Source organism: Acinetobacter beijerinckii CIP 110307, from assembly GCF_000369005.1.
GTDB classification, from domain to species: Bacteria; Pseudomonadota; Gammaproteobacteria; order Pseudomonadales; family Moraxellaceae; genus Acinetobacter; species Acinetobacter beijerinckii.
In genome coordinates, this window is record NZ_KB849765.1 from 757,570 (window position 1) to 773,455 (window position 15,886).

Sequence of the window (15,886 nt, forward strand, 5' to 3'; positions counted from 1 at the left end):
GTAAGCTAATTTTAATTAAAACAGATCGTTTGATCCAAGCGACAATTCAAGACGTCCTTAAATGAATTAGGGTGTTTTTCAAATTTAAAATCCAGCATGCTATAACAAATAGATGTGCCAATGTTTTATGCAAGAAAGACCTTATATTCGAGCCGTAAAGTTTAAAACACCTGAGTCCTTGGATTGGGCCAGTTATCCTTATGTTGTTCCTGCTGTTAACGATTTAGAAAGCATCGAGTTTCATCCAGAAGTCACTTTCTTTGTCGGGGAGAATGGTTCAGGAAAATCAACCATTCTCGAAGCTTTAGCGCTTGCTTTGGGTTTTTCAGAAGAAGGTGGAACGCGTAATGTACAATTGAATACAGCAACCACGGCTTCTGATTTGCATCAGGCGATTCGAACGATAAAAAGCTATAAGAAGCCCCAAGATTATTACTTTTTGCGCGCTGAGAGCTTCTATAACGTTGCAACCTATATGAAGCAAGTAGATTATCTGGTGGAGTATGGGGGAGATATTCATTTACGCTCCCATGGAGAGGCTTTCTTAAACTTATTAACGCTGAAACTAAAAGGCAAGGGTTTATATCTTTTGGATGAACCAGAAGCAGCCTTATCTCCAACAATGCTGATGACAACTTTATCTGTTTTAAATCGTTTATGTCGGGAGCAATCTCAATTTATTATTGCCACCCATTCTCCTATTTTATTGGCTTATCCCAATGCCAAAATTTATCAGTTTTCGGATATGGGGATTAAAGAGATATCTTATGAAGAAACTGAGCATTTTCGGGTAACAAAGGATTTTCTGAATAATTATCAAAAGAGAATTCAGCAGCTTTTAGAGAATGAGTAGATATAAAAAAGAAGCCCCATCATCCTGACGGGGCTTCTTCATATTCAGTTTATGTCGTTGATATCCTATTAACGACCACATCCTGTGTGTTTTATTATTCTCAATGAGACTTCCTGTCTCTCTATAATTCATATATTAGCAACCAAGTCGAAAGTGGAACAGACGTAAATCGACCTAATCAACGTACGCTTAGGCGTACAACTAAGCGATATGATACTTCTGTAATTTACTAATCAGCGCTGCTAATCCTTTCATTTCAAACTCATTGGCTTCAAAGTTTTCGTCTTTATTACGTTTAAAGATGTCACGAATTTCAATCACAGCATTTGGATCAACTAGACCTAAGCTTGAAGTTACTTGGCGAATTTGACTGATTGAACGTGAGCCATTGGTAGAACCATAGCCGATAAAGGCTGCAGGTTTGCCTTGCCATTCTTTACCCACATAATCCAAGGCATTCTTCAGTGCTGGACTATAGCCATGATTATATTCAGGGCTAATGAAGATAAATGCCTGTGCCTGCGAAATTTTATCTGCCCATTGCTGTTGTTTAGGCTGATCATAGATGCCTGTTGCTGGTGGATGAGAACCTGCAAATAACGGTAAATGCCATTCTTTAAGATCTACGATTTCTGTTTGAATATTATTTAACGCGAGTTCAGAAGTTGCTTGCTGTACCCAGTTTGCGACTTTAATTGCAGTTCGTCCTTCGCGTACACTACCCACAATAATATAAATGAGCATTTTTAATCCTAAATTGTTTGAATTGAAGTTTTGGAAATGAGTTGTTGAATATAATCTTATACTTTTATTTAGGGATAAAAAAAGCTCTCATTTGAGAGCTTTTATGTTACATCAGTTTAATGCCTTGCTGACCCGCAGGGGTAACTTTGAAAATTTCCACTTCAAAGGTAATATTTTTACCAGCCAATGGATGATTAAAGTCGATTTCAGTGATGTCTTCATTGACTGATTTAACGATGCCAAACAAGGTTGCTTTGGCTTTATCTTCAAATTCAATCATATGCCCAACAATCGGACGTTGTTCAAATTTTACAGTATCAAAAGTTTGGATATTTTCAGGATTCCAAGGACCAAATGCATCTTCAGGTGGCAAGTGAACGGTACGACGATCGCCAGCACGTAAGCCAAAAAGTGCTTTTTCGAAGTGAGGAAGTAAATTACCATCACCGATCACTAAAGTGACAGGCTCATCACGCCCACGAGTATTGTCGATTTCAACACCATTTTCGATGGATACTGAAAAATGTAATGCGACTTTTGAGCCATCTTGAATGCGAATTTCTTCGTTTGGTTGAATAATTTCAGTCATCTTATGCATCCGCGTTTTGGCTGCGTTTCTTCTCAAGGAAGAAAGTATCGATTAGCAGCAAAATTGTACCCAATGTAATCGCACTATCTGCAAGGTTAAAAGCAGGGAAGTGACTATTTTGATAGTAAAAATGGATAAAATCGACCACATAGCCCAAGCTGACACGATCAATTAAATTCCCTATAGCACCACCTAAGATCAGCGCAATCGCCATTGGTAGAATAACCAGTGTCTTTGGCATCCGCATCAACCAAAATACGAAAATGATTGAAACGAAGCCAGCCAATGAGGTGAAAAAGTAACGTTGCCAACCACCAGCATCAGATAAAAAGCTAAATGCTGCACCATAATTATGAAGTAGAGTCCAATTTAAAAAAGGCAATACAGGTACAGGGTCTGCATAGTTTAAATGTGAGCTTGCAATCCATTTGGTCCATTGATCCAACACAATGGCAAGAACTGAAAGTCCAAGCCAAAGTAAGTTGTGCGGGTAAAATTGGAACAAGCCCTTTTTTGCTTGTGTATTAGGCATACTTTCTCACTTCGCCACTACCAGTGACATTGACGATACAACGAGCGCATAAACCAGCATGACCAACGTGTGTATTCACATCTGGCAATACATGCCAACAACGTACACATTTCTCACCATCTGCAGCTGAAATTTTCACACGTAATCCTGAGAGATCAGTGCTTTCACCTTGTTCAGCATATGGGTGAACGATGACTTGAGATGTGATTAACACGAAACGTAATTCATCAGCCAATTGGTTTAACAGTTTTTGTAATGCTTCATCTGCCCAAAGTTCGACTTTTGCAGACAAGTTACTGCCGATGAGTTTAGCGTTACGTGCGGCTTCAATCTGTTTATTTACTGCTGATTTTACGCTAATCAATGTTTGCCAATCAGCTTCAGACAGTAAATTTGCGGTTGATGCAGTTGGAATATCATACCACTCAGCCGTGAACACATATTTACCTGTTTGCTCTGGAATCAATGGCCAAGCTTCTTGTGCGGTGAAGCTCAAGATTGGTGACATCCAACGAACAAAAGCTTGCACGATATGATATAGCGCAGTTTGTGCAGAACGACGTGCTTGTGAATCCGCTTTGGTGGTGTACTGACGATCTTTAATGATATCGAGATAGAAGCCACCTAAGTCATTGATACAGAAGTTGGTCAATGCGTTGGTGACAATGTGGAAATTCATCTCTTCATAGGCTTGCTGAATGGTTTTTTGTACATCAGCAGCACGTTGTAAGATGTATTGATCTAGTGCAATCAATTCATTGACTGGTAATGCATCTGTCGATGGTTTGAAGCCATTCAAGTTTGCCAGCAAGAAACGTAAGGTATTACGAATACGACGATAACCATCTGATGCACGGCTAAAGATTTCTTTACCTGCGGTCATTTCATAGCGATAGTCAGCAGATGCAATCCAGAAACGTAAACCATCAGCACCCATATCTTTGATAATGTCTTGTGGGGTGATGATATTGCCTAATGACTTAGACATTTTACGACCTTTCTCATCCACCACGAAACCGTGAGTGAGTAAGCCTTTATATGGTGCACGTTGATTAATCGCAATTGAGGTTAACAATGACGATTGGAACCAACCACGATGTTGGTCTGAACCTTCAAGATATAGATCAGCAGGATCCTGTAATTCTTCACGTTCACGCAATACTGCGTAATGTGTTGTACCAGAGTCAAACCAAACGTCTAGCGTATCGTGTACAGCATTGTATTGTTCAGCATCCGCACCAATAAAATCGCTAGCATCACGGTTATACCAACCATCAATCCCTTCTTGTTCAATCAGTTGAGCCACTTCTTCAATGAGTTCAGGCGTACGCGGGTGTAACGCATTGGTATCTTTATGCACAAAGAATGGGATTGGCACACCCCAAGTACGTTGACGTGAAATACACCAGTCAGGGCGACCTTCAATCATCGATTGAATACGATTTTTACCCCAGTCAGGAACAAATTCGATGTCATTTTCAATCGCATTTAGTGCGGTTTGACGCAAACCTTGGGCATCCATGCTGATGAACCACTGTGGTGTCGCACGGAAGATAATTGGGGTTTTATGGCGCCAGCAATGTGGATAGCTATGTTTAATCGGTTGATGTGCCCATAAACGACCCACAGCACCTAATGCTTCGATAATTTTTGGATTGGCTTTATAAATGTGCTCGCCCGCAAAAATCGGTGCAGTCTGTAAATACACACCATTGCCACCGACTGGATTATCGACTTTTAGATTGTATTGTAAGCCTACTTTATAGTCGTCCACACCGTGTCCAGGCGCAGTATGTACCGCACCCGTACCACTGGTTGCAATCACGTGCTCACCGACAATCACTGGGACTTGACGATCAGTAATTAAAGGATGTTGCAATAATAGGTTTTCAATCACAGCACCTTTAAAATCAGCCAGTACGACTGAATTTTCGAGCTTATAACGTTCGATTGCTGATTCAACTAAATCTTTGGCAAGAATAAAGTTTTGCAAGCCGTGGTCAGTTGTAACTTGGATAATTTGATAATCAATGTCGGCATGTACTGCAACTGCTTGGTTTGCAGGAAGCGTCCAAGGCGTTGTTGTCCAAATCACGATGTCCGTCACATCTTGCACGTCGATATTTAAACGTGCGCTTAAATCTTTAAGATCAACAACCGTAAAGCCAACATCAATCGCATCTGATTTTTTATCTTCGTATTCAACTTCTGCTTCTGCCAGTGCAGAACCACAATCCAAACACCAGTTCACAGGTTTTAAGCCTGGTTCGATATGACCTGCTTTGGCAATTGCGCCAAGCGAACGAACAATGTCTGCTTCTTGCTTGAAGTTCATGGTGAGGTATGGATTATCCCAGTCACCAAATACGCCCATACGCACAAAGTCTTTTTTCTGTAATTCGACTTGCGTCAATGCATATTCACGACACGCTTTACGGAAAGTGGAGGCATCGACTTTGACACCCACTTTACCGACTTTTTCTTCAACTTTAAGTTCGATTGGCAGACCGTGGCAGTCCCAACCTGGTACATAAGGCGCATCGAAGCCATCCATGATACGGCTTTTAATAATGATATCTTTTAAGACTTTATTAACTGCATGACCTAAATGGATTTGACCATTAGCATATGGAGGACCGTCATGAAGGACATATTTTTTCTTACCAATACGCGATGTGCGAATCTGCTGATAAATGTTGTCGGCATACCACTCTTCTAACCATTTGGCTTCACGCACAGCCAAATTTGCTTTCATGGCAAATTCAGTATCAGGCAAATTGAGTGTGGCTTTATAATCCACTGCATTCTCAGGAGTTTGCTTATCGCTCATGCAAGTTTTCTTCCAGTTTTATCAGTCTAAACTGACATGTATTACAAATGAAATTTAAATTTAAAAAGGAAATTCTGGTGTGCGTTCACGATAGTCTCGTAATTTTTGCACATCATCATCGATTCCAGCTTTGAGTGCTTCAAGCGAAGGGTAATTCAGTTCACCATGTAGATAGTGAAGGAAAGTTACCCGCATCAATAAGCCATACAGATTAGCAGAAACATCAGGAAAATGTACTTCTAATCGCCACTCTGGATGTTCTTGTTTGATGGCTGGACGTGTTCCGACATGACCTGCACCAAATAAACTGTCAGCTTGATAGCCTGCAATTCCGTTCAAAGCAGGATCAGCGTGTTTTGTTTTTGCAGTGAGTGAGGCATTTTCACAGACTACATCAACCGCATAAATCCCACTTAAGCATGGTTTATGACGGTTCAAACGAACATTGATGGTTGGAAAGTCAAGGGTACGTCCAATCTGATCGCCATATTGCACACGCCCTGTAATGCTATAAGGGCGACCCAACAATTTTGCTGCTAATGCCAAATCACCTTCTTGTAGAACCTGACGGATACGGGTTGAACTGACGCGTTCATCATTTAAAGCCACGGTATTTAAATTAGTGACATCAAAGCCGTAATCACGCAAGAATTCGCTATTACCTTGGCGGTCTTTGCCAAAATGGAAATCATCACCCAGTACTAGGCTTTGTGCGTTGAGTTTTAATTTGAGTAAGTCAGCAAATTCGGTGGCATTTAAACTTCTAAAATATTGATCAAATTTCGCAACTGCAATGTAATCTACACCGAGCTCTGTTAAATATTCTACTTTTTCTCTAAGCGAGCTAATACGTGGTGGAGCATCATAACCTTTAAAAAATTCAAGCGGTTGTGGCTCGAAAATCATCACTAATGTTTTTAAGCCTTTGGCATCTGCCAATGTTTTGAGCTGGCTAATCATCGCTTGATGACCAAGATGGACACCATCAAAATTGCCAATCGTTACCGCAGTCGGTGGCAACTGAAAATCTGGCGATAATGCGTTGAGACGAAGCAACTTCATGGGCGTTAAATTCAGCGAATTTTGCAAAGGCTATATATTGCCATATTCTCAGCGTTTCGTCTTGTTGTTGTGTTTTTACACACGGAAATTTCAATATTTAAAGTTTTATTATAAGTATAATTGATTCATTAAATAAAAATAAATCAATTTTTCTTATTTGGTGATTGACCTAAAATAGCTTCATAGTCGCTTGATATTGAGAAAGAGATGAAAAAGCCGTTTTATCAGCTAGAGCAGAGCACCGATGTAATTCGCCATTTTACCCCAAACTGGTTTACTGCAACTATGGGTACGGGTGTGGTGGCGATGATTTTAGCACAGCTGCCTTTTGCTTCATCTCTGTTATTTATACTTGCGACTAAATTATGGCAATTTAATATTTTGTTATTTAGCACCTTTAGCGTGCTGTATATCTTACGTTGGATCTTATTTCCTGCTGAAGCCAAGCAGATTTTTACTCACCCCAATATGAGCTTATTCCTCGGAGCGATCCCGATGGGTTTAGCCACGATTGCCAATGGTTTTCTTAATTTTGGGACGCATTTATATGGTGATATTGCCGTTCAGATTGCGACTTATCTTTGGTATATCGATGTTGTTCTTGCAGTGGTGATTGCGTGGGTGGTGCCATTCTGTATGTTTAGCTGCCAAGATCATCAATTACAACGGATGACTGCGGTGTGGTTATTACCCATCGTTGCCTGTGAGGTTGCTGCGAGTTCAGCAGGGCTTTTATTGCAACATTTAGCAGCCGATCAGCACGCATTAATCATCTTGATCACAGGCTATGTGTTGTGGGGTATTTCATTATTACCTGCTTTTGCAATCTTAACCATTTTGATGCTACGACTAGCTTTACACCAGTTACCTGAAAAAGAAGTCGCGATTTCTAGCTGGTTATGTTTAGGGCCAATTGGAACAGGGGCATTAGCATTATTATTACTGGGTGAACAATCGCCACGTATCATGCAGGCAATGGGTTTCGAAGGTTTAGCGACATTACTGCCAGCCTTGGGCATTGTGGCAAGTTTGGTGCTATTAGGTTTTGGCTTATGGTGGTTTGGGATTGCGATCTTGACCACACTGCGCCATATGCGTACTGGTATTCCATTTAACTTAGGTTGGTGGGGACTGACTTTCCCCTTCGGTGTCTTTATCTTGGCGATCTTCAACTTGGCACATCAGTTAAATATTGATTTTTTACAGTATGCGGCGGTGATCTTAAGTGTATTGTTGGTTGGTTTGTGGGCATTGGTGATGAAAAAAACGTTGGCAGGGGCGTATAGTGGTCAATTATTTTTCTCTCCTTGTTTGGTCGCCTTACAGCAGAAGATGCAATAATATCGAGGTGTGCCGAAGCACACCTTTTTTGTGTCTCTATTTTGAGTTGAACGAGTCTTTTTTATGAATGCTGATATTGCTCTGATTATGGCCTTACCGAATGAATCCAAAGGTTTATTTGAGCAAGCAGGTATTGAAGTTCATTACAGCGGAATTGGCAAAATTAATGCAGCATTCAAGGCATTTGAGGTGATTCAAAAAACGGGGTGCAAAACGCTGATCAATTTAGGCAGTGCAGGCAGTTCACACTTTGATGCACATAGTTTGGTTGAGGTGATTACTTTTGTACAACGTGATATGGATGTATCTCCACTTGGTTTTGCCGTGGGTGTAACTCCAATGGATGATGAAATTCCTGCGGAGATCCATACCCAACCCCATTTTGAGCTTTTACCCAAAGGGATTTGTGGTACAGGTGATTCGTTTGAAACAGGTATTCCAAAAATCAGTTGTAACCTTGTCGATATGGAAGCTTATGCTTTAGCCAAAGTCTGTCAAAAGTTAGGTGTTCGTTTGATTTCGGTTAAGTATATTACTGATGGTGCCAATGATACTGCGCATTTAGACTGGGAAGAGAATTTGTTGCTTGGTGCACAAAAACTATTAGCACTGTATCAGGCACATTTTTAAATGCAACGATCTAACGCTGTAGTGTGTACGAAACAACTATTTAATGATTAGATAGTTGTTTCGGTAAATTTGCATAACAGCCATTAAGTTAAATCAGAGTTAAATCTTGGCTTTATTAACGTAACTACTTTTTATTTCTTTTATGATTTTTAGCCTTTTCCCAACAAGTGTTTTATAAATTTTTAATTGATTTTCAGTAGTACCAATAATGTACTGATCTGCATTAAAAGCTAATTTTCTATTAATTTCCTTAACAAAATCTATAGATACGTAATTTATACCTTTTTTAAAGCGATCTGATCTATTGATCATATATCCGAGTTTAGGAGAAATAGCATAAAAAAAGTCGGCTTCATCTTCAGCTGGAACAGTCATATCATTTTCGTTTATTGCTTCATGTACATTAATAATTGGATCATCAGAAGTTATAAAATCTTCATTTGTTTCATTGATTAATAGACAATGTTTATCAATTTTTCGTGTTTCAAAAAAACTTTTCCCTAAATTCATACCAAACATATAACTAATGAACCACCAAGATTCTTTATAGATTTTCTGTAACTGCTCGTCTTCTTGACTGGCTATGATTTTATCTCTGAATGGCTTGGTTCTAGCAATTTGATGTCCCCAATAGCTCATGAATTTACAGCTATTTTCAGGGGTATCTAAAACTGTTAAATCATAGTTTTGTAAGCCTTTTAGGACAACCTCAACATCTTTCTCATGTGCTGTGTGCAGATTTTCTATTGTATTACTCTTAAAAGCTTCAATATAAGCTAGAACCTTCTTGTCTGTTTTTCCTGATTTTATATATAGGGACTCTGCTTTTTGCAATTTTAAAAATGTCTCTAGATAGGATCTATGATGCTTTTGTAGTTCTTCTGGTGATTGTTTTGATATAAATAAAATCACCTGTAAATGTTGTTCTGTAATGTACTGGTATCTATAGAAGTCTTTTTCTTTGGCGATTGCTTTGACGCTATCATTAGCGATTTTTAGTTTTTTGGTTGTATACCATACATCTGAACTATTTAAGGACCAATTCCTTAAGTAATTAGCCCATACATAATGATTTTCTCTTTTTAACTCTAATTGCTTAGGTGTTAATTCCATTTTATTTTTGAGTGTTACTTTAAAGAATTATTGAAATTAAAATTATACGCCTTACTTGATACTTCATAAGTATCACCATCGTAACCTAAGCTATTCCGGACAAGAGCAATTTTTTTCATAATACATTGAATAAAAAAAAGCGACTTACAACGTCGCTTTTTTTCTATATTTCAATCGTTAAAATTAAGGCTTTTAACGGAATAAAATTTAACGTGGTATCACTCCATATAGCATCAGGTGAACGGTGTGCTCGATGGTACGTTGGTACATACTACGGTTACGCAGAGTTTTACCTGTGACCATTTCCATTTGTGTTGAAAAATCAGCATAGTTTTGTGTAATCGCCCAAATATTAATAATTAATAACTCAGGATCAATGTCTTGAGACAATTTGCCTTGTTCTTGCCACGTTTGAATGACTTTAGTTTTACGTTTAAATAATTTCTTCAAAGGGCCTTTTAAGATCGGCAAAATATGCGGTGCGCCCTGGATAATTTCCAATGCAAACAAACGCGAAGCCTTTGGCTGATCACGTGAGCTTTCAAGCTTTTGAGTCAGATAATTCGTAATTGCTTCGGTAGGTTCAAGTTCAGATTCTAAATTTTGCAACGGTGCTAACCATTTCTGTAAAACGGTTGTAAGCACTTCAACATAAAGGGACTCTTTATTTTCATAGTAATAGAAAATATTAGACTTATGCATATTAGCAAGCTGTGCAATCTCGTCCAAACTGGCACCGCTAAACCCATAGACGGAAAAAACATCTAGGGCAGCATTCAGCAGTTGATTGCGCTTTTGTGTACTTTTTTTCTGTTCCATCTGCGAGCTTGATTCAAAAAATGTCATTGACATTGTAAGATAATTTGTCGGATTTGTGCACAACGGCAACGTTTTTTTGTCGAAAAAAACACAGTTCCAAGATGAATTGTTGCGATGTGTTTGATAATTCTTGAAATCTAAAAATACATTTACATATTTTGTTAATAATTCGCTCTACTCTCGTAGATCAAAAAATCATTTTTGCTTTTTTATGGTGCGGATTGTGAGGGCAGATGCAGTTTAAGTTGCCAAAACCGCATCGAGAACTTGTTGTTCTAATTGTGAAAAAGCAATACTTTTCTTACGAGGTCGGGGTAAATTCACTTGAAAGCTCTGCGCAATATGCCCTTGGTCAAGCAAAATGATGCGATCAGCCAACTGTACGGCTTCACTCACATCATGCGTCACCAAGATCGCGGTAAAACCTTGTTCTTTCCAAAGACGTTCAATCAGCGTTTGCATTTCTAAGCGTGTCAGTGCATCCAAAGCCCCTAATGGTTCATCGAGCAATAAAATTCTTGGCGAATGTGATAAAGCACGCGCTAAAGCCGCTCTTTGACGCTGACCGCCTGAGAGTTGGGTCGGCCACTGGTTCGCCTTTTCTTTTAAACCTACTTTTTCTAATAGTGTTTCTGCAAGTTGATATTTATCTTTTGGTAAACCTAATTGTGCATTCTGTAATATATTTTTCCAAGGCAATAAACGTGGATCTTGAAACATCACACGAATATCATCACTGGTAATGCCTTCACGGAAATTACGAACAGATTGGAATTTAATTTCGCCGTAACTGGCTTTTTCTAGTTGGGCAATTAATCGAAGTAAGGTACTTTTACCACAACCACTCCGTCCTACTATGGCAACAAATTCACCTGCCTGAATATTCAAGTCTAAATCTTCTAAGACTTTCACATCACCATAGAATTTATAGAGTTGTTCAATCAGAATCGTTGCACCATTCACTGGGGTTGTAGTTGTTTCTGTTTCCGTGACAGGTTGAAGCCGATGATCTTCATAAAAGTTTAAATTTAAGTTACTCATTTTGATTTCTCCCTTTTACTTTTGATAGCCTGCATGCCAGCGCAATAAATAACGCTCTAGGCCTTGAGCCAATACATCCGCAAGTTTTCCAAGCAGTGCATAGAGCAAGATGCCAACCAGAACGATGTCAGTTTGTAAAAATTCACGTGCGTTCATGGTCATATAGCCAATGCCTGCTTGAGCTGATATGGTTTCTGCAACAATTAATAACACCCAAACTAAACCCAAAGAAAAACGTAGACCCACCAAAATCGATGGCATTGCACCCGGTAGAATGATTTCTTTATAGAGCTGCCAACGATTAAGACCATAACTTTTACCCATTTCGATCAATTGAGGGTCAACCGAACGGATGCCATGATAGGTATTGATATAAATAGGGAAAAATACACCGACGGCGACTAAAAAAAGTTTGGCGGTTTCATCAATACCAAACCACAGAATCACCAGGGGAATTAGCGCAAGTGCAGGGATGTTGCGCACCATTTGTAAGGTGGTATCCAGTAGCGTGGATGCGATGCGAGAAGAACCATTTAATAGCCCTAAAATCAGTCCTAAACCACCGCCAATCAACAAACCGAGTAAAGCACGGCCTGCGCTGACTTTGACATGATGCCAAAGTTCACCACTGATCAGTAAGTGCCAAAAAGCACTGACCACAGCGGTTGGTGCAGGTAAAATCCGACTTTGCAATAAACCACTACTCGATGCGATTTGCCAAATAAGCACCAGTAAAATTGGAAATAACCAAGGGAGCAAACCTTTACCAATGCTTAGTGTTCCACGTGAAACATGATCTAAAAGCAGCTTTGCACTCATGTTGTCTCCTTAGTCAAGGTTTTTGGCTCTTTCACATCTGGAACATAGTTATTGGCAATGATTTCACCAAAAGGCCCTGTTAAATGTGGTTGTGCCAATTTCTCTCTTGTTTTGAGTGGTAATAGTGGAAATACCAATTCTGCAAAACGAATCGACTCTTCTAAATGCGGATAACCTGAGAAGATAAAAGTATCAATGCCTAAATCGGCATACTCTTGAATACGTGCCGCAACTGTTTCAGGATCACCGACTAAGGCTGTACCTGCGCCACCACGGACTAAACCAATTCCTGCCCATAAGTTGGGTGAGACTTCAAGCTGGTCTTTACGTCCGCCGTGTAGAGCTGCCATACGTTGCTGACCGACAGAATCCATTTGTGCAAATTTTTTCTGAGCTGCGGCAATAGTGTCATCATCTAAATATTGAATCAGCTCATCTGCCGCTGCCCAAGCTTGTGCATCGGTTTCACGAACGATTACATGCAAACGAATTCCATAATTGAGGGTACGGCCTTTAGCTGCTGCTTTTGCTTTTAAGTGTTCTATTTTTTCTTTTACCGCAGCAGGAGGTTCGCCCCATGTTAAGTAAGTATCCACTTGTTCTGCTGCAAGTTCAGTTGCATCTGCTGAAGAGCCACCAAACCACAACGGAGGATAAGGTTGCTGTACGGGTGGGTAAAGTAATTTAGCATCATCAACGCTCAAGCGCTCACCATGAAAAGTAAACGACTTGCCTGTATGTGATCGAGTGAGAATCTCACGCCATATTTTTACGTATTCTGATGCAGTTTTATAACGGGTACTGTGATCTTCATACAGACCATCACCTTTCAGTTCTTGTTCATCACCGCCAGTAACAAGGTTCAGTAAAATACGGCCATTAGAGAGACGATCGAACGTGGCTGCCATGCGAGCAGCGAGTGCAGGAGTGGTAATCCCAGGACGGAGCGCCACGAGGAATTTAAGGTGCTTGGTGGCATCAATTAAACTCGCGGCGGTAATCCAGGGATCTTCACAAGAGCGTCCAGTTGGAATCAATACACCTGCATATCCAAGATTATCTACAGCCACAGCAATCTGTTTCATATAAGCATGATCGACCTGACGTGCACCCTTACTGGTGCCTAAATAGCGACTGTCACCGTGAGTGGGGATAAACCAAAAAATATTCATGTCGATGTTCCTATATATTATTGAGCGGGCCAAACTGCCTGTTTGATATTGATCGATTTGGGAATAAGACCTTGCTGGGTGAAAATGTCTGCCAATTGTTGTTGCTCGGCGATCACTTTACTGTTGAGTGGAGCGGCAGTAGAAGGGCGAGGGCGACGTTGAATAAAGAGTTCACTGGTGGAAGTATTTAAACCTGTACTCTGTCCAATGTTCTTTGCCGTTTCGATCTGATGTGATTGCACCCATTTATCTGCGAGATTGATTTGCTTAATTAAATCCAATGTTGCTTTTGGATGTTGTTGTACGAAGCTCGGTGCAGCGAGGTAAAAAGTATAATTTGGACTCAAACCCTTACCTGTTGTGATTATCCGAGCTTGGTCTTCCAATTGGGCTGAAGCATAGTAAGGATCCCAAATGGCCCAAGCATCTACTGCTCCTTTTTGAAAGGCAGCTCGTGCGTCAGCAGGTGTTAACCAAATCGGCGTAATATCGCTCCATTTCAATCCAGCCTTACGAACAGCCTGCACCAGTAAATAATGTGAGCTTGAGCCTTTTTGTAGAGCAATCCGTTTGCCTTTCAAATCTTTCAGTTGCTTGAGCGTTGAATTCTTCGGTACTAGAATCGCTGAGGAAAGTGGCTTCGCTGCCTCATAAGCAAAGTAATATAAAGGTTTGCCTGCTGCCTGTGCATAGACGGGTGGTGTATCGCCTGTTACCCCAATATCCAAAGACCCTACCGCTAGAGCCTCCAAAATTTGTGGTCCTGCTGGAAATTCATTCCAGCTAATTTTGGCGTTTGGAAATTCTTGCTCAAATAACTTTTGCTGCTTGGCGATTGCAAAGTTAATCGAGCTTTTTTGAAAACCAATCCTTAGTTCTTTCACGCTAGGATCAATCGCCCAAACTGAGCTGCTAAATGCTGTACTCAAGCTCGTCATCACCACTAGATATTTTAAATGTTTAAACCAGCTATTCTTGTTCGATTGAGCATAGTGCATTGTGAATTCCTTATATTTGTTTTGACGGGCTAGACAATGTAATTGTAGGTACATTGTCTAACTGCATTTATTTCACTTGATTTTTCAGGACTGCATCTTGAATCACGAGTTGCTTCGGAATGAGTTTCTGAGCAAAGAAAGCATCGACAATATATTGTTGTTCTTTAGCGACTTTTTCAGAGATCGGTTGAACACCAAAGCCCATACGTGAGATCGACGTTTTCAAAATATCGAATTCAAGTGCTGTTGGTTTTTCTAATAGTTTTGCAGCATCATCAGGATGCGTTTTAACCCAATCTGTGGTTTGATTCAGAGTATTAACCAAAGTATTCAGTACTTCAGGATGCGTTTCAGCAAATTTTCGATCTGCCAAATAAAATTGATGATTACTCACCAAGTGCTCACCATTTGCAATCACACGTGCTTGGATTTGATGTTCTGCTGCGGCGAAAAACGGGTCCCAAATTACCCAAGCATCGACTGCTCCTTTTTCAAAAGCAGCACGGGCGTCTGATGGCGGAAGATAAATCGGTTGAATATCATTTAAAGTAAGATTATTTGCTTCCAAAAGTTTCAGTAATAAATAGTGAACATTCGAGCCTTTATTGAGTGCGACACGTTTGCCTTTCAGGTCTTGAATGGATTGAATCGGAGAGTCTTTTTGCACAATCAAGGCTTCCGCTGTTGGTGCAGCGGGTTGATTGGCTACATAAACCAAATTAGGATTCGCCGCCTGCGCAAAAATAGGTGGTGCTTCGCCTGCTTCACCAAAAACTACGCTTCCAACATTCAATCCCTCCAATAATTGTGGTCCTGCTGGAAACTCGACCCATTTTAGATTTACACCTTGAGCCGCTAGATTTTTTTCTAATTCACCTTTTGCTTTCACGATTGGCAAGATGCCGTATTTCTGGAAGCCAATATTTAATGTTGTGGTTTCTTGTTTTGTAGATGAGGTCTGTTGCTGCTCAGGTTTTTTTGTACAACCTGCAACGCCCATTAAACTCGCCAGACTTGCTGCAATAATGGTGTATGTCGCCCATGAACGATTGATAGAAATAGCCATGTTGGTTGTGCTCCCCGACAAATCAAACGATTTAAATAAGATGAGCGACTAAGCTAAAACTTTTTTTATTGCGAAAAAAATAAATAATCGGGCTTTGCTTATGAAGAAAATTGCAAAATAGAAAAATGCATAATTATATCTATGGAGTGAATAATGGAAGCTGGCTTAATAAGTGTTAAGTTTATGATTTTATATGATTTTATATGATTTTATATGATTTTATATGATTTTATATGATTTTATATGATTTTATATGATTTTATATGATTTTATATGA

General features: G+C 39.8%; 15 protein-coding genes. 3 read left to right on the forward strand and 12 right to left on the reverse strand.

Annotated elements, in window-relative coordinates; all coding sequences use genetic code 11:
- Positions 1 to 127: 127 nt before the first annotated feature.
- The gene (locus F933_RS09110; protein WP_005060519.1) at positions 128 to 853 is read left to right on the forward strand and encodes an AAA family ATPase; all 726 of its coding nucleotides are present in this window, start codon (positions 128 to 130) and stop codon (positions 851 to 853) included.
- Between the two features lie 201 nt (positions 854 to 1,054).
- On the opposite strand, the gene F933_RS09115 is transcribed toward F933_RS09110, so the two are convergent.
- The 5 genes from F933_RS09115 to ribF form a co-directional block, all read right to left on the reverse strand.
- Positions 1,055 to 1,597 carry an NADPH-dependent FMN reductase gene (locus F933_RS09115; RefSeq protein ID WP_005060522.1) on the reverse strand — a complete coding sequence of 181 codons (543 nt, stop codon included), beginning with the start codon at positions 1,595 to 1,597 and terminating at the stop codon, positions 1,055 to 1,057.
- A 106-nt stretch (positions 1,598 to 1,703) separates the two neighbouring features.
- A complete protein-coding gene (locus F933_RS09120) occupies positions 1,704 to 2,186 on the reverse strand; it encodes an FKBP-type peptidyl-prolyl cis-trans isomerase (RefSeq protein WP_005060524.1) in 483 nt (160 codons plus the stop codon).
- Position 2,187: 1 nt separating this feature from the next.
- A complete protein-coding gene (gene lspA, locus F933_RS09125; RefSeq protein ID WP_005060527.1) occupies positions 2,188 to 2,718 on the reverse strand; it encodes a signal peptidase II in 531 nt (176 codons plus the stop codon).
- Positions 2,711 to 5,548 (reverse strand): isoleucine--tRNA ligase, encoded by a 2,838-nt coding sequence (gene ileS, locus F933_RS09130; protein ID WP_005060530.1) that lies wholly within the window; start codon positions 5,546 to 5,548, stop codon positions 2,711 to 2,713. Before ileS ends, lspA begins: the two co-directional genes overlap by 8 nt.
- Before the next feature lie 60 nt (positions 5,549 to 5,608).
- A complete protein-coding gene (ribF, locus tag F933_RS09135) occupies positions 5,609 to 6,610 on the reverse strand; it encodes a riboflavin biosynthesis protein RibF (protein WP_005060532.1) in 1,002 nt (333 codons plus the stop codon).
- A gap of 207 nt (positions 6,611 to 6,817) precedes the next feature.
- On the opposite strand from ribF, the gene F933_RS09140 reads away from it, so the two are divergent.
- Both F933_RS09140 and F933_RS09145 read left to right on the forward strand, forming a co-directional pair.
- Positions 6,818 to 7,951 (forward strand): TDT family transporter, encoded by a 1,134-nt coding sequence (locus tag F933_RS09140; RefSeq protein ID WP_005060534.1) that lies wholly within the window; start codon positions 6,818 to 6,820, stop codon positions 7,949 to 7,951.
- Between the two features lie 63 nt (positions 7,952 to 8,014).
- Positions 8,015 to 8,581: a phosphorylase family protein gene (locus F933_RS09145; protein ID WP_005060536.1), complete on the forward strand. Its 567-nt coding sequence runs from the start codon at positions 8,015 to 8,017 to the stop codon at positions 8,579 to 8,581.
- Positions 8,582 to 8,680: 99 nt separating this feature from the next.
- On the opposite strand, the gene F933_RS09150 is transcribed toward F933_RS09145, so the two are convergent.
- The 7 genes from F933_RS09150 to F933_RS09180 form a co-directional block, all read right to left on the reverse strand.
- Positions 8,681 to 9,694 (reverse strand): DUF4238 domain-containing protein, encoded by a 1,014-nt coding sequence (locus F933_RS09150; RefSeq protein WP_005060538.1) that lies wholly within the window; start codon positions 9,692 to 9,694, stop codon positions 8,681 to 8,683.
- A gap of 207 nt (positions 9,695 to 9,901) precedes the next feature.
- Positions 9,902 to 10,513, reverse strand: coding sequence for a TetR/AcrR family transcriptional regulator (locus tag F933_RS09155; RefSeq protein ID WP_005055432.1), 612 nt, complete (start codon positions 10,511 to 10,513; stop codon positions 9,902 to 9,904).
- A gap of 240 nt (positions 10,514 to 10,753) precedes the next feature.
- Positions 10,754 to 11,554: an ABC transporter ATP-binding protein gene (locus F933_RS09160; protein ID WP_005060540.1), complete on the reverse strand. Its 801-nt coding sequence runs from the start codon at positions 11,552 to 11,554 to the stop codon at positions 10,754 to 10,756.
- Between the two features lie 15 nt (positions 11,555 to 11,569).
- The gene (ssuC, locus tag F933_RS09165) at positions 11,570 to 12,373 is read right to left on the reverse strand and encodes an aliphatic sulfonate ABC transporter permease SsuC (protein ID WP_005060542.1); all 804 of its coding nucleotides are present in this window, start codon (positions 12,371 to 12,373) and stop codon (positions 11,570 to 11,572) included.
- Positions 12,370 to 13,545: an FMNH2-dependent alkanesulfonate monooxygenase gene (gene ssuD / locus F933_RS09170; protein ID WP_005060544.1), complete on the reverse strand. Its 1,176-nt coding sequence runs from the start codon at positions 13,543 to 13,545 to the stop codon at positions 12,370 to 12,372. The genes ssuC and ssuD overlap by 4 nt, the downstream gene beginning before the upstream one ends.
- A 17-nt stretch (positions 13,546 to 13,562) precedes the next feature.
- Positions 13,563 to 14,543 (reverse strand): sulfonate ABC transporter substrate-binding protein, encoded by a 981-nt coding sequence (locus tag F933_RS09175; RefSeq protein WP_005060546.1) that lies wholly within the window; start codon positions 14,541 to 14,543, stop codon positions 13,563 to 13,565.
- A 67-nt stretch (positions 14,544 to 14,610) separates the two neighbouring features.
- On the reverse strand, positions 14,611 to 15,609 hold the full coding sequence (locus F933_RS09180; protein ID WP_005060551.1) for a sulfonate ABC transporter substrate-binding protein: 999 nt from the start codon (positions 15,607 to 15,609) through the stop codon (positions 14,611 to 14,613).
- Positions 15,610 to 15,886 lie beyond the last annotated feature (277 nt).

Excerpts from the sequence above, each read along its gene's own strand:
- F933_RS09110 (WP_005060519.1), top strand. The coding sequence starts at position 128 with ATGCAAGAAAGACCTTATATTCGAGCCGTAAAGTTTAAAACACCTGAG.
- F933_RS09115 (WP_005060522.1), bottom strand. The coding sequence starts at position 1,597 with ATGCTCATTTATATTATTGTGGGTAGTGTACGCGAAGGACGAACTGCA.
- F933_RS09120 (WP_005060524.1), bottom strand. The coding sequence starts at position 2,186 with ATGACTGAAATTATTCAACCAAACGAAGAAATTCGCATTCAAGATGGC.
- lspA (WP_005060527.1), bottom strand. The coding sequence starts at position 2,718 with ATGCCTAATACACAAGCAAAAAAGGGCTTGTTCCAATTTTACCCGCAC.
- ileS (WP_005060530.1), bottom strand. The coding sequence starts at position 5,548 with ATGAGCGATAAGCAAACTCCTGAGAATGCAGTGGATTATAAAGCCACA.
- ribF (WP_005060532.1), bottom strand. The coding sequence starts at position 6,610 with ATGAAGTTGCTTCGTCTCAACGCATTATCGCCAGATTTTCAGTTGCCA.
- F933_RS09140 (WP_005060534.1), top strand. The coding sequence starts at position 6,818 with ATGAAAAAGCCGTTTTATCAGCTAGAGCAGAGCACCGATGTAATTCGC.
- F933_RS09145 (WP_005060536.1), top strand. The coding sequence starts at position 8,015 with ATGAATGCTGATATTGCTCTGATTATGGCCTTACCGAATGAATCCAAA.
- F933_RS09150 (WP_005060538.1), bottom strand. The coding sequence starts at position 9,694 with ATGGAATTAACACCTAAGCAATTAGAGTTAAAAAGAGAAAATCATTAT.
- F933_RS09155 (WP_005055432.1), bottom strand. The coding sequence starts at position 10,513 with ATGGAACAGAAAAAAAGTACACAAAAGCGCAATCAACTGCTGAATGCT.
- F933_RS09160 (WP_005060540.1), bottom strand. The coding sequence starts at position 11,554 with ATGAGTAACTTAAATTTAAACTTTTATGAAGATCATCGGCTTCAACCT.
- ssuC (WP_005060542.1), bottom strand. The coding sequence starts at position 12,373 with ATGAGTGCAAAGCTGCTTTTAGATCATGTTTCACGTGGAACACTAAGC.
- ssuD (WP_005060544.1), bottom strand. The coding sequence starts at position 13,545 with ATGAATATTTTTTGGTTTATCCCCACTCACGGTGACAGTCGCTATTTA.
- F933_RS09175 (WP_005060546.1), bottom strand. The coding sequence starts at position 14,543 with ATGCACTATGCTCAATCGAACAAGAATAGCTGGTTTAAACATTTAAAA.
- F933_RS09180 (WP_005060551.1), bottom strand. The coding sequence starts at position 15,609 with ATGGCTATTTCTATCAATCGTTCATGGGCGACATACACCATTATTGCA.